We start from the raw sequence: 26,342 nt of genomic DNA on the forward strand, positions 1-26,342 counted from the left end.
TTAGAAGTACCCTTCGCGCTTGCGGTCTTCCATCGCGGCCTCGGAGAGCTTGTCGTCGGCCCGGGTCGCGCCGCGCTCGGTGAGCCGGGACGCCGCGATCTCCGCGATGACGGCGTCGAGGGTGGTCGCGTCGGAGTCGACGGCCCCGGTGCAGGACATGTCGCCGACGGTGCGGTAGCGGACCTGGCGGGTCTCGACGGCCTCGCCGTCCCTGGGGCCGCCCCAGTCCCCGCCGGTCAGCCACATGCCGCCGCGCAGGAACACCGGGCGCTCGTGGGCGAAGTAGATCTCGGGCAGCTCGATCCCCTCGCGGGCGATGTACTGCCACACGTCCAGCTCGGTCCAGTTGGACAGCGGGAAGACGCGCACGTGCTCGCCCGGGGCGTGCCGGCCGTTGTAGAGCTGCCACAGCTCGGGCCGCTGGCGGCGCGGGTCCCACTGCGAGAACTCGTCCCGCAGCGAGAACACCCGCTCCTTGGCGCGGGCCTTCTCCTCGTCGCGGCGGCCGCCGCCGAAGACCGCGTCGAAGCGCTCGGCGGCGATCCTCTCCGTCAGCGGCAGCGTCTGGAGCGGGTTGCGGGTGCCGTCGGGGCGCTCCTTGAGCACGCCGCGGTCGATGTAGTCCTGCACGGACGCCACGTGCAGCCGCAGCCGGTGCGCGGCGACCACGCGGTCGCGGTACTCGATGACCTCGGGGAAGTTGTGCCCGGTGTCGACGTGGAGCAGCGAGAAGGGCACCGCGGCCGGGGCGAAGGCCTTCAGCGCCAGGTGCAGCATGACGATGGAGTCCTTGCCGCCGGAGAACAGGATCACCGGCCGCTCGAACTCGCCCGCCACCTCGCGGAAGATGTGGACGGCCTCGGACTCCAGGGCGTCCAGGTGGCTGAGCGCGTAGGGCCCTTCGGCCTCCTGGGCGGCCGGGGCCCGCTCGGGCTGCGACGCGTCCTCGGTCGCGGCGGCGGCGGTCGTCATGCGGTGACCCTCTCGTTGGCTTCTGCGCCCGCGCGGCGCACGGGTGCGGGCGTCGTCGGCAGCGGCCGGGCGGCCGTCGTCGGCGCGCTCACACGACACCCCGCTGCGTCAGCAGCTCCAGGACGGCCGCCGCGGACTCCCGCACCGTCTGGTCCTGCGACTCCACGCGCAGGTCGGGCGACTCGGGCTCCTCGTACGGGTCGTCGACGCCGGTGAGCCCGGACAGCTCGCCCGCGGCCTGCTTGGCGTACAGGCCCTTCACGTCGCGTACGGAGCACACCTCCACCGGCGTGGCGACGTGCACCTCCAAGTAGGCGGTTCCGCCCGCCTGGTGGCGCTTGCGCACCGCCTCGCGGCTGTCCGCGAACGGGGCGATCACGGGGACGAGCGCGAGCACGCCGTTGCGGGCGAGCAGCTCGGCGACGAACCCGATGCGCTGCACGTTCGTGTCGCGGTCCGCACGGCTGAAGCCGAGGCCCGCCGAGAGGAACTCACGGATCTCGTCGCCGTCGAGCACCTCGACCGCGCGGCCCCGCTCGCGCAGGGTGCGCGCCAGCTCGTACGCGATGGTGGTCTTGCCCGCGCTCGGCAGGCCGGTGAGCCAGACGGTGGCTCCGGTCACGTCGGTCTCCTGGACGGGTCGGGGGGCGGTCATCCGTGCAGCCCGCATTCGGTCTTGGTGCGCCCGGCCCAGCGGCCCGCGCGCGCGTCCTCGCCGTCGAGGAGGCGCCGGGTGCACGGGGCGCAGCCCACGGAGCCGTAGCCGTCCATGAGCAGCGGGTTGGTGAGCACGCCGTGCTCGGCGACGTAGGCGTCCACGTCGCCCTGCGTCCAGCGGGCGATGGGGGAGACCTTCACCTTGCGGCGCCGGTCGTCCCAGCCGACCACGGGCGTGTGCGCGCGGGTCGGCGACTCGTCGCGGCGCAGCCCCGTGGCCCACGCCAGATAGGGCGTCAGGCCGTCCTCCAGGGGCTTGACCTTGCGTAGCGCGCAGCACAGGTCGGGGTCGCGGTCGTGCAGCCGCGGGCCGTACGCGGCGTCCTGCTCGGCCACGGTCTGGGCCGGCGTCAGGGTGAGGACGTTGACGTCCATCACGGCCTCGACGGCGTCGCGGGTGCCGATGGTCTCCGGGAAGTGGTAGCCGGTGTCGAGGAACACCACGTCCACGCCGGGGCGCGCGCGGGAGGCGAGGTGGGCGACCACCGCGTCCTCCATCGACGAGGTCACGCAGAAGCGGGCGCCGAAGGTGTCGGCCGCCCAGGTGAGGACCTCCAGGGCGGAGGCGTCCTCCAGGTCGCGCCCGGCCTGCTCGGCGAGCGCCCGCAGCGCGTCGGCGGGGGTGTCGTCCCGCACCTGCTGGATGGTCGTCATATCGCTGCCTCTCCACCGTCGTTGCGCCGAAGCCCACGGGTGAGCAACCCGAGGAACTTCAGTTGGAAGGCACGGTTGCACGCCGCGCATTCCCATGCGCCATGGCCCTGCTCACTGGGACGCAGGTCCTCGTCGCCGCAGTAGGGGCAGTAGAAGGGGGCGGCCCGCTCGCTCATGGTGTGGTCCTCGTCTCGCTCGCGGCGCTCACGACAGGGCGTCCTCGTCGGCCCGCGCGGCCCAGGCGGCGAACCGCTCGCCGTCCGCGCGCTCCGCCTGGAAGCGCTTGAGCACCCGCTCCACGTAGTCCGGCAGGGCGGCGGAGGTCACCTTCAGGCCGCGCACCTTGCGGCCGAACCCGGCCTCCAGGCCGAGCGCGCCGCCCAGGTGCACCTGGAAGCCCTCGACCTGGTCGCCGTTCTCGTCCAGGACGAGCTGGCCCTTGAGGCCGATGTCGGCGACCTGGATGCGGGCGCAGGCGTTCGGGCAGCCGTTGATGTTGATGGTGATCGGCTCGTCGAAGTCCGGGATGCGGCGCTCCAGTTCGTCGATGAGCGAGGCGCCGCGCGCCTTGGTCTCGACGATGGCGAGCTTGCAGAACTCGATGCCCGTGCAGGCCATGGTGCCGCGCCGGAAGGAGGAGGGGCGCACCGTGAGGTCGAGCGACTCCAGGCCCGCCACCAGGGACGCGACCTGGTCCTCGGCCACGTCGAGGACGATCATCTTCTGCTCGGCGGTGGTGCGGAGGCGGCCCGAGCCGTGCCCGGCGGCGAGGTCGGCGATCTTCGTCAGGGTGGTGCCGTCGACGCGGCCGACGCGCGGGGCGAAGCCCACGTAGTAGTTGCCGTCCTGCTGCCGGTGCACGCCCACGTGGTCGCGCCAGCGCTGGAGGGGCTGCTCGGGCGCGGGCCCGTCGACGAGCTTGCGCAGCAGGTACTCGTCCTCCAGGACCCGGCGGAACTTCTCGACGCCCCAGTCGGCGAGGAGGAACTTGAGCCGGGCGCGGGTGCGCAGCCTGCGGTAGCCGTAGTCACGGAAGATCGAGATGACGCCCTCGAAGACGTCCGCCACCTCGTCGAGGGGCACCCAGGCGCCGAGCCGCTGGCCGATCTTGGGGTTGGTGGACAGGCCGCCGCCGACCCACAGGTCGAAGCCGGGCCCGCGCTCGGGGTGGCGCACGCCCACGAACGCGATGTCGTTGATCTCGTGCACCACGTCGAGCAGCGGCGAGCCGGAGATCGCCGACTTGAACTTGCGCGGCAGGTTCGAGAAGGCCGGGTTGCCCACGATGCGGCGGTGGATCTCGTCGATCGCGGGCGTGCCGTCGATGATCTCGTCCTCGGCGATCCCCGCGACGGGCGAGCCCAGGATGACGCGCGGGGTGTCGCCGCAGGCCTCCGTCGTGGACAGGCCCACGCCCTCCAGGCGGCGCCAGATCTCCGGCATGTCCTCGATGCGGATCCAGTGGTACTGGATGTTCTGCCGGTCGGTGATGTCGGCGGTGCCGCGCGCGAACTCCTGCGAGATCTCGCCGATCACGCGCAGCTGCTCGGTGGTGAGCCGCCCGCCGTCGATCCGCACCCGCAGCATGAAGTGCTCGTCGTCCAGCTCCTCGGGTTCCAGGATCGCGGTCTTTCCGCCGTCGATCCCGGGCTTGCGCTGGGTGTAGAGGCCCCACCAGCGCATCCGGCCGCGCAGGTCGTTGGGGTCGATGGAGTCGAAGCCGCGCTTGGAGTAGATCGTCTCAATGCGTGTCCGCACATTGAGACCGTCGTCGTCCTTCTTGAACTGCTCGTTGCCGTTCAGCGGCGTGAAGTGACCGGCGGCCCACTGGCCCTCGCCGCGGTGGCGGCCCGTCTTGCGACGGGGTGCGGCAGGCGTGGATCGGTCCGGGGCGGTGGCCATGGGTACGTCCTTCACAGCAGACTGAGAGCGGCTCTGACCTGCGCACTCGCGCGAAGGCGCGGCGGTGCGCGGGGAGGGGGTCAGTACAGGGAAAGCGGCGGTGCTGGGTCTCTCAGCTCGCCGGACACATGGCGCTGGACACGCGAACGAGGTCGACGTGACGTCGACTCACCAAGGCGATTCCAGCTCGAGACATGGCGAAAGCGTGGCACGCGCCTTTCGGGACCGTCCACCACCGTCTGCATTCTGGACGAAGTTGTCTCGAATAGTGGACAAGGGGGGGGGGTGTCGAGGCCTCGCGGGCGGCTCGAACGCCGGAGGGGCCGGTTGTGGCCCGTCCGGCGTTCGAGGACGAGGCGCGGAGCGCCGAAAAGGCGGGGGTGCGCTCAGCGCGGCTCCGCGTACGCCCCCGGCCACGGGCCCGGCGTCGGCTGCTCCGGCTGCTCAGCCGTCTCCGTGCGGAAGAGCTTGAACCCGCGCCGCACGTAGTTGTCCACGGCGTGCTCGCCGTCGAGGCTGCACGTGTGCAGCCACACCCGCTTCGTGGGCGCCCGCTCCGGCCACCGCTCGGCCAGGTCCCAGGCCCGCGCCGCGCCGTACGCCAGGAGGTGGCCGCCGATGCGCCGCCCCCGGAAGGCCGGGGCGAGGCCGAAGTAGAGGATCTCCACGGCCCCGTCGGCCTGCGGGTCGAGCTCGACGTACCCGGCCGGCGTGCCCTTCTCGTACGCCACCCACGTCTCCACGCCCGGCCGCGTCAGATGCTCCCGCCACTGTTCGTAGCTGAGCGAGAGGCGGTCGATCCACTGGATGTCGCCGCCGACGGCGCAGTACAGGAACCGGCTGAACTCGGGCGAGGGCACCTCGGCCCGCACGATCCGTACGTCGCCGTCCGGCACGGCGGCGGGCCGCAGATCGGTGGGAGCGGTCTGCTCCAGGGACCAGGTGGTGACAGTGATGCTCATGGCGGCCAGGGAATCACGGCTCCGCCCGGGGTCGCCACGAGGGGCCGGGGAGCGGGAATGACTCGTGTCACTCCGGCCGGGGTGCGGCGGCGGGCGCGCCCCCGCCCTCAGGGCACCGCGCCCGCCCGGGCCCGGATCACCGCCGGGGCCATGGAGTGCGGAAGCAGCCGCGTCACGTCGTCGGGCAGCACCAGATCGACGTCCGCCTCCTCGTGGAAGCGGTACGGGCGGTGCGCGACGAGGCCGCCCAGATAGCGCCGGACGCGGGACAGCTCGGCGCGCACGGTCACCGTGCGGCCGGGGTCGCCGAACAGGTCGGCGGCGAGGCCCGCCGCGCTGCGCCCCGCCCGCTGCGTACCGAGCAGATAGAGCAACTCGGCGTGGCGCGGCGACAGTTCGTGGGTCCAGCAGCCCGCGCTGCCGGTGACGGTGACCGACCAGCGGTGCGCCCCGCTGACGTCCACCACCACCCGGGTCGTGGCCGAGGTGGCGGCCACGGCGGCCTCGTCGTCCTCCACACGAAGGAGCCAGCCGCCGGGCAGCGGCGCCACCGCGCAGCGGCCGAGCGAGGGCAGCCACGCCCGGCCGTCCGTGAGGGACTTGGGCAGGGTGACCCGGTCCACCGGCGGCATCCCCGTGACCGCCGCGGTCCAGCCGTGCGCGTCCACCGCCACCGCGCGCCCGTCGAGGCGGGCGAGGAGCGGCGCCGCCACCGAGCGCAGCCGGTCCAGGGCGGTCAGATGCCCCTCGCGCAGCCGCGACTCGGCGAGCTTGGCGACCGAGCAGACCAGGGCGAGCGTCGCCGGGTGCATGGTGTCCAGCGGGCCGCTGATGTCGACGACGCCGAGCAGCCGCCCGTCGCGCGGGTCGGTGATGGGCGCGCCCGTGCACGTCCACGGGTGGTGCGAGCGCACGAAGTGCTCGGCGGCGAAGACCTGGACGGGGCGCCGGGTGACGATCGAGGTGCCCACGCCGTTGGTGCCGACCACGGTCTCGCGCCAGTCGGCGCCGACGTCGAAGCCGTGCCCGTCGGCCATCCTGAGCACGGACCTGTTGCCCTCGCGCCACAGCAGCCGCCCGTCGGCGTCCGCTATCACCATGATGTGCTGCGCCACGTCCGCGACGGACAGCAGCCCCTCGCGCAGCACCGGCAGGACGGCTCTGAGGGGCGAGGCCTGCCGCCGCCGCTCCACCTCGTCCGTGCTGAGGACCCCCGAGCGGAAGTCCCGCTCGGGGTCGACGCCGGTCGCCAGCATCCGGTCCCACGACGCGCCGATGACGGGCCGGGGTCCGAACCTGGCGCGCTGCCCCGTGATCCGGGCGTCCCGCATCTCCAGGATCGCCCGCGTGGCCTGGGCGGCGTTCGCGGCGGCGAGCCGCTCCAGGTCGAAGGTGGCGTGCGAGTTCATCACCGGTTTCCTCCCGCTCTCCGAGCAGGCCCACAGAGGGGACACGTACTCATCGTGCCCGTAGGGGCAGGCCGAAGGACATGCCTCGGCCGTGTTGTTGAAGACCGGAGTTGCAACCCCCTGCAACTCTGGCGAACAGTCGTGCGGTGTCCAAAACTTGGCAGCACGCCGCTTCGCGCGGCGCCCGTCCCGACGGGGACCTGAAGACCGGGGGTGGTGCCGTGTCGGCGCAGCACCACCCCCGTGACAGGGCCGCTCAGCGGCCCGCGGCCGCCTCTCAGAGGTGCACGGCCGCCCGCTCCACGACCGCCCCCAGATCCAGGCTGTGCGGCAGCGTGCCGAACGCCGCGCCCCAGTCCCCGCCGAGCCGCGAGGCACAGAACGCGTCCGCCACGGCGGGCGGCGCGTACCGCACGAGCAGCGAGCCCTGGAGCACGAGCGCCATCCGCTCCACGAGCCGCCGCGCCCGCCCCTCGATGCCCTCCAGGTCGGCGAGCTCGGTCAGCAGGTTCTTGATCGCCGCGTCCAGGCGGTGGTCGGCGCCGCGGGCCGCGCCCACCTCCTCCAGGAACGCGTTCAGGGCCAGTGGCTCCCGCTGGAGCGCGCGCAGCACGTCCAGGGCCTGGACGTTGCCCGAGCCCTCCCAGATCGAGTTCAGCGGCGACTCGCGCAGCAGCCTCGGCAGGCCCGAGTCCTCCACGTAGCCGTTGCCGCCCAGGCACTCCAGGGCCTCGGCGGCCAGGGGCGTGCACCGCTTGGTCACCCAGTACTTGGCGGCGGGCACCGCGAGCCGCAGGAAGGCCTGCTCGCGCTCGCTCCCGTCGTCGTACGCGGCCGCGAGGCGCAGCGCGAGCGTCGTCGCCGCCTCCGACTCCAGGGCCAGGTCCGCGAGCACGTTGCGCATGAGCGGCTTGTCGACGAGCCTGCCGCCGAACGCCTCCCGGTACGTGGCGTGGTGCACGGCCTGCGCCACGGCCTGGCGCATCAGCGCCGCCGAGCCGATCACGCAGTCGAGCCGGGTCGCCGCCACCATCTCGATGATGGTGCGCACCCCGCGCCCCTCCTCCCCGACCCGCCGCGCCCAGGTCCCGTCGAACTCGACCTCGCCGGAGGCGTTGGAGCGGTTTCCGAGTTTGTTCTTCAAGCGCTGAATCGCGAACGCGTTCCGTGAACCGTCGGCCAGAACTCGGGGAACGAGGAAACAGGTGAGACCGGATTCCGCTTGGGCGAGCACCAGGAATCCGTCGGACATGGGAGCGGAACAGAACCACTTGTGCCCGACGAGTGCGTACGTGCCGTCCTCGGAAAGCGCCGTCGCACGCGTCGTATTCGCGCGGACATCGCTTCCGCCCTGCTTCTCCGTCATTCCCATGCCGAAGACGGCGCCCGCCTTCTGCGCGGCGGGCCGCAGCCCCTCGTCGTACACCGTGGACGTCAGGAGCGGCTCCCACTCGGCGGCCAGCGCCGGGTCGGTGCGCAGGGCCGGGACCGCCGCGTGCGTCATCGACACCGGGCACCCGTGCCCGGCCTCGGCCTGGGTCCACACCAGGAACCCGGCCGCGCGCCGCACGTGCCCGCCCGGCCGGCTCCAGGCGGAGGTGAGGCCCGCCGCGACGGCCTTGCCGAGCAGCCGGTGCCACGCCGGATGAAAGGCGACTTCGTCGACACGGTTCCCATAACGGTCGTGCGTGTGCAGAACGGGCGGGTTCTCGTTGGCGAGCGTCCCCCACTCCTGCGCCTGCGCGGATCCCGCGGTGCGCCCGAGCAACGAGAGCTCCGCGCGGGCGCCGTCGAGGAGTGCCGGGTCGAGATGACGTTCGACCCCCTCGGCCAGAGCCCGGTCGCACGTGAAGACGTCATATCCCACCAGGGGCGGAGCCTGGTTGGTCACTGTGTGGGTGGTGGCTGCCATGCCGCTACGGTAAGGAGGTGCACCAGGCAAAAGAAACACCCGGGCGCCCACCGGGCCGCTGGAACCGGGCCCGCGCTCTTTACCGCAACGTCTCCAAGCGCAGGACCGCCTGGCTGCTCCTGAAGGACACCGTCAACTCCTGCATCGAGTACCGCATCCTGGGGCTCGCGGCGGAGGCGGCGTTCTTCACCCTGCTGTCCGTGCCGCCCCTGCTGCTCAGCCTCATCGGGCTGCTCGCGTACGTGGACCGGTGGACCGGCGCCCACACCATCGAGAGCGTCGAGAACAACATCCTGGAGGCGTCCCGCACGATCCTGTCCGAGAAGGGCGTGCGCGAGATCGCTCAGCCGATCCTCGAGGACGTCATGAAGGTCGGCCGCCCGGACGTCGTGTCGATAGGGTTCCTCTTCGCCCTGTGGTCGGGATCCCGCGCCGTCAACGTCTTCATCGACACCATCACCGTCATGTACGGGCTCGACGGCGCCCGCGGCATCGTCAAGACCCGGCTGCTCGCCTTCGGGCTCTTCCTCGTGGCGCTCGTCATCGGCTCGGTGGCGCTGCCGCTGATGGTGGCGGGTCCGGACGCGGTGGTGAAGCTGGTCCCGGGCTCCACGACGGTCGTGCAGATCCTGTACTGGCCCGTGGTGATCCTGCTCTCCGTCGTCTTCCTGACCACGCTCTACCACGTGTCCGTCCCGGTGCGCTCGCCCTGGGTGGAGGACATGCCGGGCGCGCTCATCGCGCTCGGCATGTGGGTGCTCGGCAGCTTCCTGCTGCGCATCTATCTGACGAGCACGGTGGAGGGGCCCACCATCTACGGCTCCCTCGCGGCGCCCGTCGCCGTCCTCCTGTGGATCGGCGTGTCCGCCTTCGCCGTCCTCGTCGGCGCCGCCGTCAACGCGGCGATCGACCGGGTCTGGCCGTCGCTCCAGACGGCGGCGGCGCGGGCCGCGCAGGACCGGGTCAAGGAGGCCAAGGCGGCCGAGCTCGTCGCGCGGGCCGCCGCCGCGCGGGCCGAGGAGGACCCCGACGACCTCGACATGCCCTCGGAGTTCCCCGAGCGCTGGTCCCGCTTCCTGCCCCCGGACGACCTCTCGGGCCGCCTGCGGGCCCACCACGCCAAACGGGACGACTCACCCGAGCCCTAGGGCCTGGGGCCCCTGGGGCCCCGTCCGACGGGTCGGCGCGGGGGCCGCGTCACGCCTTCCAGACCCCCGCGTCCGCCGCCTCGCGCACGAACGCGCTGAATTCCCTCGGCTCCCGCCCGAGCACCTCACGCACCCCATCGGAAACGTGCGCGTTGCGCCCGTCCAGATTCGTCTCGAAAAGCTCGATCAGGAATTCCACTTCTTCTTCCGGAACGCCGAAGTCCGTGAGCACGGCACCGTATTCGCGCGCCCCCACCGGCACATAGACGAGCGGCTTTCCGATCGCCGCGGACAGCTCCGCCACCGCGTCCCGGAAGGAGAGCAGCCGCGCCCCGCTCACCTCGACGATCCGCCCGGCGTACCGCTCACCGGCGGCGAGCACCGCGACCACCACGTCCGCGATGTCCCGTACGTCGACGAACGGTTCGAGGACCTCCCCGGCGGGGAAGACGAGCTCCCCGGCCCGCAGGCCGTCGACGAGCGGGCCCTCGCTGAAGTTCTGCGCGAACCAACTGGCGCGTACGACCGTCCAGCGGGTGACCCCCGACTCCGCGAGGGAGTGCTCCGTGGCGCGGGCCTGGTCCTCGCCGCGCGCGGAGAGCAGGACGAGGTGGCGCACGCCGAGCTCCGCGGCCCGCCGGGCGAGCGCGCCCACGGCGTCCGCGGCGCCGGGCGCGCCGACGTCCGGGAAGTAGGTGAGGTAGGCCGCGTCGGCGCCGCGCAACGCGTCGTCCCAGGTGGAGCGTTCGTGCCAGTCGAAGTGGACCTCACCGGAGCGGGACGCGGCGCGCACGGTGTGCCCCGCCGCGCGTGCGGCCTGCGCGACCCGGCTTCCGGTGCGTCCGGTGGCCCCGGTCACGAGGACCGTCAGAGCGGCGTCGGAGGTCGGGTCGTCCGTCGTGTGCTGCGAGTTCGTCGTCATGCCCTCAGTCAACTGCCGCCCGCACCCCACGGCCATCCGTCAGGAACTCACCCGCATGCGCGTGCGTCTACGCTGCCCCCCATGGACGTACTCGCAGGCTTGCTGGAGGGCCCGCGCGCACGGGGGGCCTTCATGATCAGGGCGTGCTTCGAGCCGCCCTGGGCCGTGCGCATCGCGGACGAGGCACCGGTCTCGGTCATGATCATGGTCAAGGGCGACGCCTGGATCGTCCCCGAAGGTCCGGCCACAGGGACGGGCGGGGCGGGCCGGGGCGCCGCCCCGGCCGCCCCCCAGCGCGTCCGCCCCGGCGACGTGGCCATCGCGCGCGGCCCCGACCCCTACCGCGTCGCGGGCGAGCGGGACACCGCGCCCCTCGCGGAGATCGGGCCCGGCCAGGCCTGCGCCCCCCTGAACGGCGCGCCGGACGGCCACTACGCGGGCTTCGGCCTGCGCGAGTGGGGTCAGCCCGGTGGCCCCGTCCAGATGCTGATCGGGACGTACCAGATGCAGGGCGAGATCACCGCGCGGCTCCTGGACGCGCTGCCGCCGCTGCTCGTGCTGCCCACCGAGGTGTGGGACTGCCCGCTCACGCCGTTCCTCGCCGAGGAGATCGGCAAGGACGAGCCCGGCCAGGAGGTGGTCCTCGACCGCCTGCTCGACCTGCTGCTCATCGCGGCGCTGCGCGCGTGGTTCTCCCGCCCGGAGGCGGCGGCCCCCGCCTGGTACCGGGCCCTCGCCGACCCGGTGGTCGGCCCCGTCCTGCGGCTGCTCCAGGACGATCCCGCGCACGCCTGGACGGTGGCCTCGCTCGCCGCGGAGGCGGGCGTGTCACGGGCCGCGCTGGCCCGCCGGTTCACCGAGCTCGTGGGCGAGCCTCCCATGACGTATCTGACCGGCTGGCGGCTCGCGCTCGCCGCCGACCTGCTGCGCGACAGCGAGCAGACCATCGCCGCGATCGCCCGCAAGGTCGGCTACGGCAGCGCGTTCGCGCTGTCCAGCGCCTTCAAGCGGGTGTACGGCGTCAGCCCGCAGGAGCACCGCACGGGCGCGGCGTAGCCTGGGAACCATGGCTGCGGGGGAGCGGGGCGAGGGCGCCGCCGGGTACGCCGAGCGGCGCTCGACGCTGCTGCCCGGCGCGGTCGTGTGGACCAAGAGGTCCGAGGCCGGGGCCCTCACCGGCGGCTCTGCCGTCCTGCCCGACGGGTGCATGGACCTGCTGTGGACCGAGGGCAGGCTGTTCGTCGCGGGCCCCGACACCCGCGCCTACGCGCCCGACGCCACGGCTCCCGGCCGGTACGTGGGCGTCCGCTTCGCTCCCGGCACGGCCCCCGCGCTCCTCGGCGTCCCCGCGTACGAGCTGCGGGACCGGCGTGTGGACCTCGCCGACCTGTGGAGCGGCGCCGAGGTCCGGCGGCTGACCGCGCGCGTGGACGCCGCCACCGACCCGGTGGCCGCACTGGAGCTCCTCGCGCACGAGCGCGCGGACCGCGCCCCGGCGCCCGACCCGCTGCTCACGCGCGTGGTCGCGCAGCTGAACGCGGGCCGCGGCGTCGCCGAGACGGCCGCCGCCGTGGGGCTCGGCGCCCGCCAGCTGCACCGCCGCGCGCTGCCCGCCTTCGGCTACGGCCCCAAGACGCTGGCGCGCGTGCTGCGCCTCCAGCGGGCGCTCGCGCTGGCCCGCGGCGGCCTCGGCCAGGCCGGGACCGCCGCCGTCGCGGGCTTCGCCGACCAGGCCCATCTGGCGCGCGAGGTAAAGAACTTGACGGGCCTGTCCCTGGGAGCGCTGCTGCGCGGCAGTACTCCCGGGGGCGCGGGGAACGGCGCGCTCAGCCACGACGAACCCGCAGGTCAAGCAAACAGATCAACCTCATTGCCGTCCGGGTCGAGCACCACCGCGTACCGCTGACCCCAAGGCGCGTCGAACGGCTTGAGCTCCGAGCGGTACCCCGCGGCCACCAGCTCCTCGTACACCGCGTCCACGCCCCCGGACGTACCGCAGTGGAAGGCGAGCCCGAGCCGCCCGGCCCCGGCGGGCGGCCGCCGGCCCGGGTGGAACGACCGGATGGTGGCCTCCGTGTCGAAGGCCACCCGCAGCCCGCCCGGCAGGGTGGTCTCCACGTGCGGCGCCTCCTCCGAGCCGGGCGCGAAGACGAGGCCGAGGCGGCGGTAGAAGGCGAGCGAGGCCGCCATGTCGGAGGTGACGACGCCGATCAGGTCGAGCCGGGGCGTGACGCGGGGTGTGCTGCTGCTGTCGCTGTTCATACCGGGAGCGTAGGAGGGGTGCCCGCGCCCCGTCTTGAAGGAAACGGACACCCCCTTGACGGGCCTCCTCTCACCGGCTAGGCCCGGCCGCCGAGAAGGTGAGGGCGAACTCCGCGAAGGCCGGGCGCAGTTCGTACTGCGGCAGTACGCCGGGGCCGCACGACTGGGTGCCGATGCCGCGCTGGCCGTGGTCCAGATGGACCCACACCGTGTCGCCGGGCACGAGGTCGGTGCGGTGCGCGGCGGCGTCGAGCTCCTCGGTGCTCCACGGGCGCGCCGTGAACCAGAACGCCGGGTCGCCCACGATCCGCACCCCCGGCCCGTCGACGCCCGCACGCAGCTCCGCCCAGCGCACGTCCGCGCGGGCCCCGTTCTCCTGCGGCCGCAGGTACGGCGTCTGCAACTGCTCCACCCACGACGACCACCACCCCATCCGGGCGGCCGCCCGGGTGTCCGGGTACGCCTCGCCCGCGCTGCCGAACCAGTGCGCGCGCCGGTACGCCGCGGGCAGCCCGACCCGCACGCCGAGCCGGGGCAGCGGCACCTCCCAGTCGCCCTCCGGCGTCACCGACACGGCCAGGCGCAGGGCGGTGCCGTCGGAGGTCCAGCGGTACACGGCGCGCAGCGCGAGGTCACGGGCGGCGGGCGCCACGCGGGTGCGCACGGTCAGCGCGTCCTCGGCCACGTCGAGGCCGTCGAGCCTGTGGTGCATGCGGTGCAGGCCGAGCGTGCGCCAGAGCGGGCCGTAGCGGGTGTCGGGCTGCCACGGCGCGCCGTCGTCGTTGTCGGTGGGCGCCCGCCACACGTCCAGGCGGGGCGCGGACGTCAGCGTGACGTCGCCGATGCCGCGCAGCTCGCCGGTGCGCACGTCGAAGCGGCCGGGCCCGAGGGTGAGGTCGTAGCCGCGGCGGCGCGGCCGCGCACCCGTGGCGACCGGCACGGGCGGGCGCGCGGTGACGGGGAAGTCGGCGAACGCCACCGCGTGGTCGAGGGCCGCCCAGTTGGTCTCCTCGCAGACGAGCGCCGACAGGTGCAGCCAGGTCTCGGCGTCCCGCGCGGCGGCGGGCGGATCGGGCAGCTTCAGCTCGACGCTCTCGCCCGGCCCGAGGTCCGGCGGCACGTCCAGGGGCCCGGAGACCGACGGGACGTCGTCGTCCGCGCGGTCGCAGTGGTACGTCCACTCGAAGGACAGCTCGGCCAGGTCCGCGAAGTCGTACAGGTTGGTCACCCGGACCGTGCCGGTGTCCGCGTCGTACGCGAACCGCACCGGCTGGATCACCCGCTTGTACTCGGTCAGGCCCGGCGACGGCCTGCGGTCCGGGAAGCACAGCCCGTCGCAGACGAAGTTCCCGTCGTGCAGTTCCTCGCCGAAGTCCCCGCCGTAGGCGTACCCGAGCGTGGGGTGCTTCAGGCCGTGGTCGGCCCACTCCCACACGAACCCGCCCTGGAGCCGCTCGTACGTCTCGAAGAGGCGCTGGTAGTCGCTCAGTCCGCCGGGGCCGTTGCCCATCGCGTGCGCGTACTCGCACAGGATGAAGGGGAGTTCGCGGCGTGCCCCCGGGCCGCCGTCCTCGCGGCGGCCGATCCGCTCGACCTCGGCGTGGTCGGCGTACATGCGCGAGTACATGTCGGTGTCCGCGCACGACGGATCGCCCTCGTAGTGCAGCAGGCGCCCCGGGTCACGGTCGCGGATCCACTCGGCCATGGCGGTCAGGCCGCGCCCGGTGCCGCACTCGTTGCCGAGCGACCAGATGACGACCGACGGGTGGTTCTTGTCGCGCTCCACGGTGCGGGCCGCGCGGTCCAGGAGGGCCGGGGTCCAGCGCTCGTCGTCGACGGGATTGCCGCGCCACCGGCGCATCGTGAAGCCGTGCGTCTCCAGGTCGCACTCGTCGATGACCCACAGGCCGAGCTCGTCGCACAGGTCGAGGAAGGCGGGGTGCGGCGGGTAGTGGGCGGTGCGGACGGCGTTGATGTTGTGCTGCTTCATCAGCCGGACGTCGGTGCGCATCGTGTCGAGGTCGACGGCGCGGCCGGTCTCCGGGTGGAACTCGTGCCGGTTCACGCCGCGGAACAGGATCGGCCGGCCGTTGACGGTGATCAGCCCGTCCTGGAGAGCGACCGTACGGAACCCGATGCGCAGCGGGACCCGCTCGCCCGGCGTGGTGAGGACCCCGTCGTACAGGCGCGGCCGCTCCGCCGACCACGGCTCCACGGCCACGGTCACGCTCTCGCCGGTGGCGACGTCGACGCCGAGCTCCGGCACGGTCACGCGCCCCGCCACGTCCGACTCCACGCGGAGCGTGCCCGTCCCGTCGCGGTGGTCGTACGACGCGTGCGTGAAGTGGTCGCGCACGGCGCCCTCGGGCCGGTGCAGCAGCGTCACGTCGCGGAAGACGCCCGGCAGCCACCACTGGTCCTGGTCCTCCAGATACGACCCCGACGACCACTGGTGCACCCGCACGGCGAGCACGTTGTCGCGGGGCCGCAGCAGGGCGCCCACCGCGAACTCGTGCGGCAGGCGCGAGCCCTTGAACTCGCCCAGGAGCGAGCCGTTGAGCCACACCCGCGCACAGGAGTCGACCCCGTCGAACCGCAGCGTCGCCCCGCCGTCGGCGGGCCAGTCATCGGGCAGGTCGAAGCCGCGCAGGTGGTCACCCGTCGGATTCTCGGTCGGCACCCGCGGCGGGTCCACGGGAAACGGATACATCTGATTGGTGTAGATCGGCGCGCCGTGGCCCTGCAGCACCCAGTGCCCGGGCACCACGACCTCGTCCCAGGCCGCCGCGTCGAACCCGTCGGCGGCGAACGACTCGTCCTCGTCCGCGGCCCCGGGCGAGAGCCGGAACCGCCAGCTTCCGTTCAGCGAGAGCACGGCGGCGTCCGACCCCGCGTACCACGCACGGGGCGGCAGACCGCCGGTACCGGGGGACACGTCCTCGTGGTAAGGGAGCTCCATACCCCCCATCAGAACGCGCCGGGCCGGGCCCACTCAATCATTTCGCCCCGGGCGTTGTTGGATTTCTGCCGGTCCGCTTGGACGGGCGGGGGGTCGGTGACGGGTGGGTGGCGGGGTGGGGGCGGGTGGGTGACGGAGGGGCCGACGGCGGGTGCGGGTACGGGCCCGGAGCGGCTCCAGGGACGGGCCCAGGGACGGGCCCAGGAACGGGCTCAGGGGCGGGCGGAAAAAGAAGTGGCGCGGCTTCGGCGGGCGGGTCTAGAGTCCTGAACGTTCCCCGGCGGCGTAGGCCGCCGTCGGTCGAGTCGGGAGTGGAGGTGTGATCAATGGCTGTCGTTGCGATGGGTGCTGCCCGCGTTCGGACGTTCGTCATCACATCCACCTCCGTGGTCTCCGGCTGATCAGAGCTCTTCGCGCCGTCGTGCGCGGGCCGGGGCCGCCCTTGTGAAGGGTTCCCCCCTTGTCTTCGTCTTCTTCTTCCTTCTCCTCCGCTTCCTCCTTCCCGGCCGCCGGTGGCCACGCGCTCGCCGCGTACGGCTGGGACGAGGACTGGGAGGCCGCCTTCGCCCCGTACGCGGAGCGCGGGCTGCTGCCCGGCCGGGTGATCCGGGTCGACCGGGGCAGCTGCGACCTGGTCGTCACCGAGGAAGGTGTCGTCCGGGCCGACACCACGTACGTCACGCCGCACGACCCGCTGCGGGTCATCTGCACCGGTGACTGGGCGGCCGTGGACGCTCCCGGCGGCGACCCGCGGTACGTGCGCGACTATCTGCCGCGGCGCACCTCGTTCGTGCGGTCCACCTCGTCCAAGCGGTCCGAGGGGCAGATCCTCGCCGCCAACGTCGACCACGCGGTCATCGCCGTGTCCCTGGCCGCGGAGCTCGACCTCGGGCGCGTCGAGCGGTTCCTCGCGCTCGGCTGGGAGTCCGGCGCGCAGCCCGTCGTCGTGCTCACCAAGGCCGACCTCGTGCCCGACGCCGCCTCCCTCGCCCACCTCGTACAGGACGTGGAGACCGCCGCGCCCGGCGTGCCGGTCCTCGCCGTCAGCGCGGCGCACGGGGACGGCGTCGACGTGCTCTCCGCCGTCGTCTCCGGCGGCACCTCCGTCCTGCTCGGGCAGTCCGGCGCGGGCAAGTCGACCCTCGCCAACGCCCTCGTGGGCGCGGACGTCATGGACGTACAGGCCGTCCGCGACGTCGACGGCAAGGGGCGGCACACCACCACCACCCGCAACCTCATCCCGCTGCCCGGCGGCGGCGTGCTCATCGACACGCCGGGGCTGCGCGGCGTCGGCCTGTGGGATGCGGGCAGCGGCGTCGGGCAGGTCTTCGCCGAGATCGAGGAGCTGGCCGAGGACTGCCGCTTCCAGGACTGCGCGCACGTCGCGGAGCCCGGCTGCGCGGTGCTCGCCGCCCTGGAGGACGGTTCGCTGCACGAGCGGCGGCTCGACAGCTACCGGAAGCTGCTGCGCGAGAACCAGCGGATCGTCGCGAAGACGGATGCGCGGGTCCGGGCGGAGATGCGCCGGGAGTGGCGGCGGCGGGGGGCCGAGGGCAAGGCCGCGATGGAGGCCAAGCGGGGGCGGCTCCGGTAGCGCCTCCGTTCCGGGCTCGGGGTGCTCCCGGCTGCCCCGGGGCGGGCCCCGGTCGTACGGTTGCTCGGCGCCCGGGGCTGTGCCCACCCGTTCCGTCCTCCGGGCGGACCAGCTGCCCACAGAGGAGACGGCAAACGTGGTGTCCGATTTCCGCTAGCTGTGGTGCCCGGGGCCGCCCACACTGGGGTGTGTGAACGATCTCGATACCAGGTACGAAGCCGTCCGCAGCCGCGATGCCCGGTTCGACGGGGAGTTCTTCTTCGCCGTGTCCACGACGGGGATCTACTGCAGGCCGAGCTGTCCCGCCGTCACGCCCAAGCGGCAGAACGTGAAGTTCTATCCGACGGCGGCCGCCGCGCAGAGCCAGGGTTTCCGGGCCTGCCGGCGGTGCCGTCCGGACGCCGTGCCGGGGTCCGCGGAGTGGAACGTGCGCGCGGACGTCGTGGGCCGCGCCATGCGGATGATCGGCGACGGCGTCGTGGACCGCGAGGGCGTCGGCGGGCTCGCGGTGCGGCTCGGGTACAGCGCCCGGCAGGTGCAGCGCCAGCTCACCGCCGAGGTGGGCGCGGGCCCCGTCGCGCTCGCCCGGGCGCAGCGCGCGCACACCGCGCGGGTGCTGCTGCAGACCACCGACCTGCCCGTCACGGAGATCGCGTTCGCGGCGGGCTTCGCCAGCGTGCGGCAGTTCAACGACACCATCCGCGCCGTGTACGCGCTGACGCCCACCGCGCTGCGCGCCGCCGCGCCCAAGGGGGGCGGCGGCCGGGCCACGCCCGCCGCGGGCATCCCGCTGCGCCTCGCCTACCGCGGGCCCTACCAGGCCGTCGCCGCCTTCGACCTGCTCGCCGACGAGGCGCTGCCCGGCGTGGAGGACGTACGCGGCGAGCGCGGCACCCGCACCTACCGGCGCACGCTGCGCCTCCCGCACGCCTCGGGCATCGTGGCCGTCGAGGAGCGCGACCCGCGCAGGCGCGGCGACGCCGGGCAGAGCGGCTGGCTGGAGGCCCGGCTGCACCTCACGGACCTGCGGGACCTGACCACGGCCGTCCAGCGCCTGCGCGGCCTGTTCGACCTGGACGCCGATCCGTACGCCGTCGACGACCGCCTCGGCACGCACCCCCGCCTCGCGCCGCTCGTGCGCGCCCGGCCCGGTCTGCGCTCGCCGGGCGCCGCGGACCCCGAGGAGTTCGCGATCCGCGCGGCCGTGGGCCGGGAGGCCGCCGCGCGGCTCGTGACGGAGTACGGCACGCCGCTGCCGTCCCCGTGCGGCGGCCTCACGCACGTCTTCCCCGGGCCCGCGGCCCTGGCCGACCGGCTGCCGTTGGCGGCCGCGCTCGCCGAGGGCGTCGTACGCCTGGACGCGGGCACCGACCGCGACGACGCCGAGCGGCGGCTGCGCGCCGTGGACGGCGTGGACGCGACGGCGGCGGCCGTCATCCGCATGCGGGCCCTGGGTGACCCGGACGTGGCCCCGCCCGGCGAGCGGGTGGACGACGCATGGCGGCCCTGGCGGTCGTACGCGGTGCGGCACTTGCGCGCTCAGGCGCGTACGGAGCCGGCAGGGCCGCCGGAGCCTTCGGTCACCGGCTGAGCCGGGCCCGTCCGGCGCGGCGCCGCGCGTACCAGCCCGTCACGACGAGGCCCGCCGCGAGGGCCGCCGCCGACGTCACCGTCAGGCCGGTGGCGGCGAGGCTGCCGCCGGTGGGGGACGGGGCGTCGGACCCGCCGCCTCCGGAGCCCCCGGTGGGCCCGGGGGCGGGCCCGGCCCGCCGAGCCGTCGCCACCCTCCGCCCCAACTGCGCCGCCCCTCACGCCTCCTGACTCACCGTCACCCCGCGTCCTCCTCAAGGCCCCAGCTGTGGATGCGCTTCGGGTGGATGCGGATCAGCTCCTCGCTCAGTCGCGGCCCCAGCTCGTGCGGGCCGGTGAGCAGCTCCGCCTCGCCGCGTACGTCCACGCCGCGGACCCGCCACGGGTGTTCGCTCACGATGTCGTCCACGACCAGCGCCACCTTCGGATTGGCCTGGAGGTTGCGCCACTTCTTCGTGGTGCCCATCGCGTAGCCGCCGATGAGGATCGTGCCGTCGTCCTGCGGGAAGAAGCCGACGGGGTTGGCCTGCGGCTGCCCGTTCGGATCGACGGTGGCGAGCCTGCCCAGACGCTGGGACTTCAGGTACGCGCGCTCGGCCGCGCTGAATTCGGTCATGGGGTGAGGCTGGCACGCGGATCCGGCGTGCGCACCGGCGCGTCGGCCCACGTCGCGGGCGCGGGGCCCGGGTGGCGGCCCCGGGCCTCCCGTCAGGGCCCGGGGTTCGGGCTCGGGGAGTCCGCGCGGCCCCGCCCCGTCACCCCCTCGCCAGCACCGCGCCCACCCAAGCCCCCACGATCAGCAGACACGCGTACAGCTCCACGAACACGTTCCAGCCACCCGCCCGCAGGGCCGTGCGCACCGCCGTCACGGCCTCGCCGCGCCCGCCGAGCCGCAGCCGCTCCGCCAGATACATCCCGCCCACGAACCCGGGCGCGGCGCCGAGCACGGGCAGCAGACAGAAGCCGAGCAGCGCCCCGGCCCCCGCGTACGCGGTCAGGCGGCCCGCCCCGGACTCGCGCAGGCGCCGGGGCGGCAGCTGCCAGCGCACCGCCCGGGACAGCAGGAGCACCAGGGTCGCGCCCACCAGGACGCCCCAGGCCAGGCCGTGCGGGTCCTGGAGCGCCCACCACAGCACCCCGGCCCACACCAGCCACGAGCCGGGCACGCCGGGCACCAGCACGCCGCACAGGCCGAGCAGCATCACCACGCCGACCAGCGTGAGCTCCCACGCTCCCATCTGCCCAGGGTGCAGGAGCGGCCGCGAAACCGCAGGTCGCGTTAGTCCCGGCGCCCGTGCCGCCGGGCCCGGCGGCTATGCGCGCCCCGGTCGCGGGGCGCCCGCCTCGCGGGCCACCCAGCCCCGTTCGTACGCGTGCCAGCCGAGCTGGAGCCGGGTCGTCACGCCCGTCAGCTCCATCAGCCGCTTGACCCGGCGCTGCACGGTGCGCAGGCCGAGGTCCAGCTGCTTCGCCACGCTCGCGTCCGTCATCCCGGCGAGCAGCAGCGAAAGGACCTCCAGATCCGTGCCGTCGGGCCCGTCCGCGGCCTCGCGCACCGCGCCGTCCTCACCGAGCCGCAGCGGCAGCGCGCCCCGCCACACCGCCTCGAACAGACCCGTGAGGGACTCCAGGAGCCCGCTCGCGTGCACCACGAGGGCCGCGGGCTCCGCCGTCCGCGTGGTCAGCGGCACCATCGCGAGCGACCCGTCCGCGATCACCAGCTTCGTCGGTACGCGGTCCACGACCCGCACCCGCTCGGCCCGCCCCATCGCCTCCGCGATCTCGGTCAGTCCCGTCGGCGCGGCGAGGACCGCGCGCTCCACCACCACGCGGTAGGCGACGCCCCGGCTCGCCGCCTGTTCCTCCGCGTCGTTCTCCAGGCCGGTCACCGCGACCGGCCGGCCCGTCACCAGGGCGCACACCTCGCGGCTCGCGCCGAGCTGGAGCTGGAGGAAGCGCTGCGAGACGGCGGCCGCGCCCGTCACCACCTCGACCAGGTCGTGCACGGTGGGCTCCGCCGCCCTGCCCCGGTACTCCTCGGTGAGCAGCGTCGCCGCGAGCTCCGCCTGCTCCAGCTCGTGCCGCCGCTGGGTGAGCAGCGCGCCCAGGGCCACGCCGGGCGGCGCCGCCACCCAGCGCCCGGCCCGGCCCGAGGCCTGCGCGGCGAGCCCGTGCCGTTCGAGCCGGCGCAGCGCCCGCTCCGTGTCCGGCTCGGCGAGCGTGAGGCGGCGCGCCAGGTCCGGCACGTCGGCCGCCCCGACCGACACGAGGGCGCGGTACGCCGCCTCGTGCGTCTCGTCCAGACCAATAGCGGCCAGCATGCGGCGGCTCCCTCCCCGATCGTTCCGGCGCGTTCCTGCCGTTGTGCCCGTGGCTGGCGGAAACCGGCCACGGCGTGAACCCGCCGCGAACATCATCACCGCACCACCCGCCGCTCTGCCAGGGTGGCCTCCTCGCCGGGCGGTCCTCCCGTGGGGGGTGGGCCCGCCCGGCACCCCGCGCCACCGCCCGCCACCCCCGTCCGGACCGGTGGGAATTTCCGGATGCACCGTTTTCGTACGGCCTGTGCTGTGGACAATAGGGGCATGAGCCAGCAGGGGGAGAGGCCCACCGGTCAGGAGGCCGACTGGTGGGCGCAGTTGTACGACGAGGCGAAGGACGACACGGGGCCCGCGGCCGCGGCCGATTCCCTGGACGACCGGTTCGCCTCGGCGGCGGGCACGGTGGGCGAGGAGGCGGGCGACGGCCCGCCCGCCGCGCCCGACCACCACGCGGGACCCGGGGGCCCGCCCCCCAGGGGCACGTTCGCGGCGAAGCCCGCGGTCGGTTCCCGGGGCGGCCCCTCCGCCCCGGCGGCGGGGGAGCTGCCGCCGAGGGACCCCACCGCGTACGCCGCGGGCAGCGCACCCCGGGTGGGCCCCGACGACGACGCGCCCACGCCGCCGCCCGCCCCCGCGAGGCCGCCCGACGTGGGCGGGGGAGCGAAGCCGTACGACGTTCCGGGGCAACGGGAGGTTCCCTGGGGGGAGTCGCGGAGTGAGCCGGGAGCGCAATCGCGGGGCGAGCCGCGAGGGCAGTTGCGGGGCCAGCCGCGGGGCGAGCCGCAGCGGGAGCCGCGTGCTGAATCGAGAGGGGAGCCGCGGGGCGAGCCGCGGCGGGAATCCCGCCCGAAACCCCAGGCGCCGAACCCGGGGCCCCCGCCTCCCGCACCCGCCACCGAGCCCGGCGCACCGGGCACCAGGCCCCCAGCGGCCACCCCACTCCCAGCAGCCGCCCCACTCCCAGCGGCCGCCCCACCCCCAGCGGCCGCCCCACCCCCAGCAGCCGCCCCACCTCCAGCCGCCCCACCCCCGGCCCCCGCCTGGCCCCCCGGCGTCGAGCCGCCCCGCGGCCCGGCGACTCCCTCCGCCCGCACCCCGGCACCCCGCCGCCCTCCCTCCGCGGCGCCCCCTGCGGACCCGCCCGGGGACCGCCGGGCGGATCCCCCCGCGCCCCCCACCTACCGCGCCCCCGCCCCCTGGACGCCCGCCACCCCCGCCGGCCCCGTCACCTTCCCCTCCGCGCCCGAGCGGCCCGCCGCGCCGCCCACGCGGCCCTCCACGGAGAGCAGCGCCGCCACCGCCGCGTCCTCGCACCCCCCGAAGGCCCCGGCGGAGCCGGAGGGACAGGAGCCCGTCGGTGAGGGCCCGGCGCTCCCCGCCAGGGCGTACGTGGGCGACGGGCCCCCGACCTACGAAGCCGAGCCGACCGGGCTGCCCGCCGCCGACCCGGACGACCTCGGCAGCCTCGTCGCCGACACCGTGCTCGACGGCGCCCGGTACGGCGCCAGCACGCTGCGCGCGGCCTCCGTACGCGGGGACTCCGCCCGGTACCGGGCCGAGCCGCGCCGGGACGCGCTGCTCACCGCCCGCTTCGGCACCGGCGAGGACGCCCTCGTCCTGGTCGCCATGGCCACCGGAGCCCGCGCCACGGCGGGCGCCCACCGCGCGGCGGCCGACGCCTGCGCCTGGATCGGCCGGGCCGTGGGCCGCAGCCACGCCCGGCTCGCCCAGGACATCAGGGCCGCGCGGCGCGGCGACCTGAAGTCGGGCCTGCACCGGCTCACCGACCGCAGCCTCGGCAAGCTGCGCGCCCGCGCCGCCGACCTCGGGCTCGAACCGGAGGAGTACACAGCGTCCCTGCGCTGTCTGCTGCTGCCCGCCGACCCGCGCTGCCGCACCCGGGTGTTCTTCGGCGTCGGCTCCGGCGGCCTGTTCCGGCTGCGCGGCGGCGAGTGGCAGGACATCGAACCGCGCGTCGCCACCACCACGGGCGCCGCCGTCGTCGGCTTCGGCTCGCCGCCCGCCGAGACCCCCGAGGGCGACCGGCTCACCATGGACCTGGGCATCACCACGCCCCCCAGCCCGTACGAACCGGCGCCCGCCCCGCCCCGCGACCCCTTCCGCTTCCGCGCCTCCGTCGCCCGCCCGGGGGACACGCTGCTGCTGTGCACCGGCGGCCTCGCCGAACCGCTGCGCGGCGAGCCCGAGCTGTCCCGGCACCTCACCCGCCGGTGGTCCGAGGGCGGGCCGCCCGGCCTCGCCGCGTTCCTCGCCGACACCCAAGTACGGGTCAAGGGATACGCCGATGACCGTACGGCCGCGGCCGTTTGGGAGGCGTGAGCGCGGCCCCTGTGAATTCATGGACCCATAGCGACCGAAGGGGTGCATGAAGACATGGCCAAGCAGAACGTCGCCGAGCAGTTCGTCGACATCCTCGTCCGCGCCGGGGTCAAGCGGCTCTACGGAGTGGTCGGCGACAGTCTCAATCCCGTCGTCGACGCGATCCGGCGCACCCCGCGGATCGACTGGATCCAGGTCAGGCACGAGGAGACCGCCGCCTTCGCGGCCGGCGCGGAGGCCCAGGTCACCGGCACCCTCGCCGCCTGCGCGGGCTCCTGCGGCCCCGGCAACCTCCACCTCATCAACGGCCTCTACGACGCCCACCGCTCCATGGCCCCGGTGCTCGCCCTGGCGTCCCACATCCCCTCCTCCGAGATCGGCCTCGGCTACTTCCAGGAGACCCACCCCGACCAGCTGTTCCGCGAGTGCAGTCACTACAGCGAACTGATCTCCAGCCCGAAGCAGATGCCGCGCCTGCTCCAGACCGCCATCCAGCACGCCGTGGGGCAGTCCGGCGTCAGCGTCGTCTCGCTGCCCGGCGACATCGCCTCCGAGCCCGCCCCGGACAAGGCCGCCGAGACCGCCCTCGTCACCTCGCGCCCCTCCGTGCGCCCCGGCGACGCCGAGATCGACAAGTTCGCCGCGATGATCGACGAGGCGGACAAGGTCACGCTGTTCTGCGGCAGCGGCACCGCGGGGGCGCACGCCGAGGTCATGGCCTTCGCCGAGAAGCTCAAGGCCCCCGTCGGGCACGCCCTGCGCGGCAAGGAGTGGATCCAGTACGACAACCCGTACGACGTGGGCATGAGCGGACTGCTCGGCTACGGCGCCGCGTACGAGGCGACCCACGAGTGCGACCTGCTGATCCTGCTCGGCACCGACTTCCCCTACAACGCCTTCCTGCCCGACGACGTGAAGATCGTCCAGGTCGACGTACGGCCCGAGAACCTGGGCCGCCGCTCCCGCCTTGACCTCGCGGTCTGGGGCGACGTGCGCGAGACGCTGCGCTGTCTGACCCCGCGCGTCTCGCCGAAGAGCAACCGCAAGTTCCTCGACAAGATGCTCAAGAAACACGCCGACACGCTCGAAGGCGTGATCAAGGCCTACACCCGCAAGGTCGAGAAGCACGTGCCGATCCACCCCGAGTACGTGGCGTCGGTCCTCGACGACCTGGCGGACGAGTCCGCGGTCTTCACCATCGACACCGGCATGTGCAACGTCTGGGCCGCCCGCTACCTCACCCCGAACGGCAAGCGCCGCATCATCGGCTCCTTCAGCCACGGCTCCATGGCGAACGCGCTGCCGCAGGCGATCGGCGCCCAGTTCACCGACCGCGAGCGGCAGGTCATCTCCATGTCGGGCGACGGCGGCTTCTCCATGCTGATGGGCGACTTCCTCACGCTCGTGCAGTACGACCTGCCGGTGAAGGTGGTCCTCTTCAACAACTCGTCCCTCGGGATGGTGGAGCTGGAGATGCTCGTCGCGGGCCTGCCCTCGTACGGCACCGCCAACCACAACCCCGACTTCGCCGCCGTGGCCCGGGCGGCCGGGGCCTACGGCGTCCGCGTGGAGAAGCCCAAGCAGCTCGCCGGCGCCCTCAAGGACGCCTTCGCCCACAAGGGCCCCGCCCTCGTCGACATCGTCACCGACCCCAACGCCCTCTCCATCCCCCCGAAGATCAGCTCCGACATGGTCACCGGCTTCGCCCTCTCCGCCAGCAAGATCGTCCTCGACGGAGGGGTGGGCCGCATGGTCCAGATGGCCCGCTCCAACTTGCGCAACATCCCCAGGCCTTGAGGGTCAGCTGCCCGCGAAGTGTTCCGTCACCAACGTGTGCACCACCGGCAGGTCGCCCGCGATCAGGGCGTCCAGGAGGGTCGTGTGCTCGGCCGCGTCCGCGACGAGGTCGGCGCGGCGGGGGTGGACGGGGCCGGTGACCAGGGGCCACTGGGAGCGGCGGTGCAGGTCGTCGGCGACCTGGACGAGCTGTCCGTTGCCGGAGAGCCCGAGCAGGGCCCGGTGGAAGGCCCGGTCCGCGTCCGCGTAGCGGGCCCGGTCGCCGGCCGCCGCGGCCACGACCGTGGCCTCCGCGAGCGGCCGCAGTGCCTCCCACCGCCCGGCGGGCACGCTGCGGGCGAGCCGCAGCATCACCGGCACCTCTATCAGGGCCCGCACCTCGGCCAGCTCCCCGAGCTCCCGCGCGCCGCGCCGCAGGACCCGGAACCCCCGGTTCGGCACCACCTCGACCGCGCCTTCGAGGGCGAGCTGCTGCATGGCCTCGCGCACGGGCGTCGCGGACACGCCGAACCGCTCCCCGAGGGCGGGCGCCGAGTACACCTCGCCCGGCGCGAGGTCGCCGTCGACGAGCGCGGCCCGCAGGGCGTCGAGGACCTGCCCGCGCACGGAGCTGCGCCGCACGCCGCCGCGCTCCGGCGGCTCCCCCGGCGCGCCCCGGTCCCCGCTCCCCGTCCCGGCCTGCCCCGGGACCCTCGCGACGGCGCAGCGGGCGGAGGCCCCCGCCGCACGCGCTCCGGCCCGCTCCACTGTTACCTCCCCGCTCCCGCGCTCCCGCGGCCCACCCAGCACCTAGGGGATCGTGCCGGACGCGAAACGTACGACCCGAATCACCCGAGAAGCACCTTAGGCGGACCGCACTCCAGTTGAAACCTCGATCATGT

25 protein-coding genes are annotated in these 26,342 nt (G+C 74.4%); 7 read left to right on the forward strand and 18 right to left on the reverse strand.

Annotated elements, in window-relative coordinates:
- From cysD to MQV74_RS31245, 9 genes are all read right to left on the reverse strand, one after another.
- Nucleotides 1-972 carry a sulfate adenylyltransferase subunit CysD gene (cysD, locus tag MQV74_RS31210; protein WP_242725295.1) on the reverse strand — a complete coding sequence of 324 codons (972 nt, stop codon included), beginning with the start codon at nt 970-972 and terminating at the stop codon, nt 1-3.
- Between the two features lie 88 nt (nt 973-1,060).
- A complete protein-coding gene (cysC, locus tag MQV74_RS31215) occupies nt 1,061-1,627 on the reverse strand; it encodes an adenylyl-sulfate kinase (protein WP_374120721.1) in 567 nt (188 codons plus the stop codon).
- Nucleotides 1,624-2,343 carry a phosphoadenylyl-sulfate reductase gene (locus MQV74_RS31220; protein WP_242725301.1) on the reverse strand — a complete coding sequence of 240 codons (720 nt, stop codon included), beginning with the start codon at nt 2,341-2,343 and terminating at the stop codon, nt 1,624-1,626. The genes cysC and MQV74_RS31220 overlap by 4 nt, the downstream gene beginning before the upstream one ends.
- Entirely contained in the window at nt 2,340-2,519 is a 180-nt protein-coding gene (locus MQV74_RS31225) for a hypothetical protein (protein WP_242725305.1), read from the reverse strand. Before MQV74_RS31225 ends, MQV74_RS31220 begins: the two co-directional genes overlap by 4 nt.
- A gap of 28 nt (nt 2,520-2,547) precedes the next feature.
- Nucleotides 2,548-4,245: a nitrite/sulfite reductase gene (locus MQV74_RS31230; protein WP_242725307.1), complete on the reverse strand. Its 1,698-nt coding sequence runs from the start codon at nt 4,243-4,245 to the stop codon at nt 2,548-2,550.
- Nucleotides 4,246-4,357: 112 nt separating this feature from the next.
- On the reverse strand, nt 4,358-4,441 hold the full coding sequence (locus MQV74_RS41415; protein ID WP_318783855.1) for a putative leader peptide: 84 nt from the start codon (nt 4,439-4,441) through the stop codon (nt 4,358-4,360).
- A gap of 190 nt (nt 4,442-4,631) precedes the next feature.
- Nucleotides 4,632-5,207, reverse strand: a complete 576-nt coding sequence (locus MQV74_RS31235; protein WP_242725310.1) for a GNAT family N-acetyltransferase — start codon at nt 5,205-5,207, stop codon at nt 4,632-4,634.
- A 107-nt stretch (nt 5,208-5,314) separates the two neighbouring features.
- Nucleotides 5,315-6,616, reverse strand: a complete 1,302-nt coding sequence (locus tag MQV74_RS31240) for a GAF domain-containing protein (RefSeq protein WP_242725314.1) — start codon at nt 6,614-6,616, stop codon at nt 5,315-5,317.
- Nucleotides 6,617-6,893: 277 nt separating this feature from the next.
- The gene (locus MQV74_RS31245) at nt 6,894-8,528 is read right to left on the reverse strand and encodes an acyl-CoA dehydrogenase family protein (protein WP_242725318.1); all 1,635 of its coding nucleotides are present in this window, start codon (nt 8,526-8,528) and stop codon (nt 6,894-6,896) included.
- 17 nt (nt 8,529-8,545) lie between these two features.
- Between MQV74_RS31245 and MQV74_RS31250 the strand changes: the two genes are divergently transcribed.
- Nucleotides 8,546-9,676, forward strand: a complete 1,131-nt coding sequence (locus MQV74_RS31250; RefSeq protein WP_242725321.1) for a YihY/virulence factor BrkB family protein — start codon at nt 8,546-8,548, stop codon at nt 9,674-9,676.
- A gap of 49 nt (nt 9,677-9,725) precedes the next feature.
- Here the strand turns inward: MQV74_RS31250 and MQV74_RS31255 are convergent, their stop codons facing one another.
- Nucleotides 9,726-10,598: an NmrA family NAD(P)-binding protein gene (locus MQV74_RS31255; protein ID WP_242725324.1), complete on the reverse strand. Its 873-nt coding sequence runs from the start codon at nt 10,596-10,598 to the stop codon at nt 9,726-9,728.
- Nucleotides 10,599-10,679: 81 nt separating this feature from the next.
- Here MQV74_RS31255 and MQV74_RS31260 point away from each other — a divergent pair, with 81 nt between their 5' ends.
- Nucleotides 10,680-11,654 (forward strand): AraC family transcriptional regulator, encoded by a 975-nt coding sequence (locus MQV74_RS31260; RefSeq protein ID WP_242725327.1) that lies wholly within the window; start codon nt 10,680-10,682, stop codon nt 11,652-11,654.
- A 10-nt stretch (nt 11,655-11,664) separates the two neighbouring features.
- The gene (locus tag MQV74_RS31265; protein WP_242725330.1) at nt 11,665-12,504 is read left to right on the forward strand and encodes a DUF6597 domain-containing transcriptional factor; all 840 of its coding nucleotides are present in this window, start codon (nt 11,665-11,667) and stop codon (nt 12,502-12,504) included.
- Here MQV74_RS31265 and MQV74_RS31270 read toward each other — a convergent pair.
- Together MQV74_RS31270 and MQV74_RS31275 are read right to left on the reverse strand one after the other, a co-directional pair.
- On the reverse strand, nt 12,447-12,860 hold the full coding sequence (locus MQV74_RS31270; protein ID WP_242725333.1) for a VOC family protein: 414 nt from the start codon (nt 12,858-12,860) through the stop codon (nt 12,447-12,449). The two genes, MQV74_RS31265 and MQV74_RS31270, sit on opposite strands and share 58 nt — an antisense overlap.
- 70 nt (nt 12,861-12,930) lie before the next feature.
- Nucleotides 12,931-15,819, reverse strand: a complete 2,889-nt coding sequence (locus tag MQV74_RS31275; protein ID WP_242725350.1) for a glycoside hydrolase family 2 TIM barrel-domain containing protein — start codon at nt 15,817-15,819, stop codon at nt 12,931-12,933.
- A gap of 460 nt (nt 15,820-16,279) precedes the next feature.
- Between MQV74_RS31275 and rsgA the strand changes: the two genes are divergently transcribed.
- Nucleotides 16,280-17,413 (forward strand): ribosome small subunit-dependent GTPase A, encoded by a 1,134-nt coding sequence (gene rsgA, locus MQV74_RS31280; RefSeq protein WP_242725355.1) that lies wholly within the window; start codon nt 16,280-16,282, stop codon nt 17,411-17,413.
- A 190-nt stretch (nt 17,414-17,603) separates the two neighbouring features.
- On the forward strand, nt 17,604-19,004 hold the full coding sequence (locus tag MQV74_RS31285; RefSeq protein WP_242725367.1) for a bifunctional transcriptional activator/DNA repair enzyme AdaA: 1,401 nt from the start codon (nt 17,604-17,606) through the stop codon (nt 19,002-19,004).
- Here the strand turns inward: MQV74_RS31285 and MQV74_RS31290 are convergent.
- The 5 genes from MQV74_RS31290 to MQV74_RS41420 all read right to left on the reverse strand — a co-directional run bounded on the left by MQV74_RS31290 (nt 18,994) and on the right by MQV74_RS41420 (nt 21,941).
- Nucleotides 18,994-19,197, reverse strand: a complete 204-nt coding sequence (locus tag MQV74_RS31290; RefSeq protein ID WP_242725372.1) for a hypothetical protein — start codon at nt 19,195-19,197, stop codon at nt 18,994-18,996. The genes MQV74_RS31285 and MQV74_RS31290 overlap by 11 nt on opposite strands.
- Before the next feature lie 44 nt (nt 19,198-19,241).
- Nucleotides 19,242-19,619, reverse strand: a complete 378-nt coding sequence (locus tag MQV74_RS31295; RefSeq protein ID WP_242725392.1) for a PPOX class F420-dependent oxidoreductase — start codon at nt 19,617-19,619, stop codon at nt 19,242-19,244.
- Nucleotides 19,620-19,758: 139 nt separating this feature from the next.
- Nucleotides 19,759-20,241 carry a DUF456 domain-containing protein gene (locus tag MQV74_RS31300; protein ID WP_242725395.1) on the reverse strand — a complete coding sequence of 161 codons (483 nt, stop codon included), beginning with the start codon at nt 20,239-20,241 and terminating at the stop codon, nt 19,759-19,761.
- Between the two features lie 75 nt (nt 20,242-20,316).
- Complete coding sequence (locus MQV74_RS31305) at nt 20,317-21,324, reverse strand: helix-turn-helix transcriptional regulator (RefSeq protein ID WP_242725398.1); 1,008 nt, start codon at nt 21,322-21,324, stop codon at nt 20,317-20,319.
- A gap of 293 nt (nt 21,325-21,617) precedes the next feature.
- Nucleotides 21,618-21,941, reverse strand: a complete 324-nt coding sequence (locus MQV74_RS41420) for a hypothetical protein (protein WP_374120722.1) — start codon at nt 21,939-21,941, stop codon at nt 21,618-21,620.
- Nucleotides 21,942-22,713: 772 nt separating this feature from the next.
- Between MQV74_RS41420 and MQV74_RS41425 the strand changes: the two genes are divergently transcribed.
- The gene (locus MQV74_RS41425; RefSeq protein ID WP_374120723.1) at nt 22,714-23,664 is read left to right on the forward strand and encodes a protein phosphatase 2C domain-containing protein; all 951 of its coding nucleotides are present in this window, start codon (nt 22,714-22,716) and stop codon (nt 23,662-23,664) included.
- A gap of 54 nt (nt 23,665-23,718) precedes the next feature.
- A complete protein-coding gene (locus tag MQV74_RS31315) occupies nt 23,719-25,461 on the forward strand; it encodes a pyruvate dehydrogenase (protein ID WP_242725404.1) in 1,743 nt (580 codons plus the stop codon).
- 3 nt (nt 25,462-25,464) lie between these two features.
- Here MQV74_RS31315 and MQV74_RS31320 read toward each other — a convergent pair whose 3' ends face one another.
- Entirely contained in the window at nt 25,465-26,208 is a 744-nt protein-coding gene (locus MQV74_RS31320; RefSeq protein WP_242725417.1) for a GntR family transcriptional regulator, read from the reverse strand.
- Nucleotides 26,209-26,342: the final 134 nt, after the last annotated feature.

Source organism: Streptomyces sp. AN091965 (genome assembly GCF_022698285.1).
Lineage (GTDB): Bacteria > Actinomycetota > Actinomycetes > Streptomycetales > Streptomycetaceae > Streptomyces.

Bases quoted from the DNA above. Each gene is read 5' to 3' on its own strand.
- cysD (WP_242725295.1), bottom strand. From the start codon at position 972: ATGACGACCGCCGCCGCCGCGACCGAGGACGCGTCGCAGCCCGAGCGG.
- cysC (WP_374120721.1), bottom strand. From the start codon at position 1,627: ATGACCGCCCCCCGACCCGTCCAGGAGACCGACGTGACCGGAGCCACC.
- MQV74_RS31220 (WP_242725301.1), bottom strand. From the start codon at position 2,343: ATGACGACCATCCAGCAGGTGCGGGACGACACCCCCGCCGACGCGCTG.
- MQV74_RS31225 (WP_242725305.1), bottom strand. From the start codon at position 2,519: ATGAGCGAGCGGGCCGCCCCCTTCTACTGCCCCTACTGCGGCGACGAG.
- MQV74_RS31230 (WP_242725307.1), bottom strand. From the start codon at position 4,245: ATGGCCACCGCCCCGGACCGATCCACGCCTGCCGCACCCCGTCGCAAG.
- MQV74_RS41415 (WP_318783855.1), bottom strand. From the start codon at position 4,441: ATGTCTCGAGCTGGAATCGCCTTGGTGAGTCGACGTCACGTCGACCTC.
- MQV74_RS31235 (WP_242725310.1), bottom strand. From the start codon at position 5,207: ATGAGCATCACTGTCACCACCTGGTCCCTGGAGCAGACCGCTCCCACC.
- MQV74_RS31240 (WP_242725314.1), bottom strand. From the start codon at position 6,616: ATGAACTCGCACGCCACCTTCGACCTGGAGCGGCTCGCCGCCGCGAAC.
- MQV74_RS31245 (WP_242725318.1), bottom strand. From the start codon at position 8,528: ATGGCAGCCACCACCCACACAGTGACCAACCAGGCTCCGCCCCTGGTG.
- MQV74_RS31255 (WP_242725324.1), bottom strand. From the start codon at position 10,598: ATGACGACGAACTCGCAGCACACGACGGACGACCCGACCTCCGACGCC.
- MQV74_RS31260 (WP_242725327.1), top strand. From the start codon at position 10,680: ATGGACGTACTCGCAGGCTTGCTGGAGGGCCCGCGCGCACGGGGGGCC.
- MQV74_RS31265 (WP_242725330.1), top strand. From the start codon at position 11,665: ATGGCTGCGGGGGAGCGGGGCGAGGGCGCCGCCGGGTACGCCGAGCGG.
- MQV74_RS31270 (WP_242725333.1), bottom strand. From the start codon at position 12,860: ATGAACAGCGACAGCAGCAGCACACCCCGCGTCACGCCCCGGCTCGAC.
- MQV74_RS31275 (WP_242725350.1), bottom strand. From the start codon at position 15,819: ATGGAGCTCCCTTACCACGAGGACGTGTCCCCCGGTACCGGCGGTCTG.
- MQV74_RS31295 (WP_242725392.1), bottom strand. From the start codon at position 19,619: ATGACCGAATTCAGCGCGGCCGAGCGCGCGTACCTGAAGTCCCAGCGT.
- MQV74_RS31300 (WP_242725395.1), bottom strand. From the start codon at position 20,241: ATGGGAGCGTGGGAGCTCACGCTGGTCGGCGTGGTGATGCTGCTCGGC.
- MQV74_RS31305 (WP_242725398.1), bottom strand. From the start codon at position 21,324: ATGCTGGCCGCTATTGGTCTGGACGAGACGCACGAGGCGGCGTACCGC.
- MQV74_RS31315 (WP_242725404.1), top strand. From the start codon at position 23,719: ATGGCCAAGCAGAACGTCGCCGAGCAGTTCGTCGACATCCTCGTCCGC.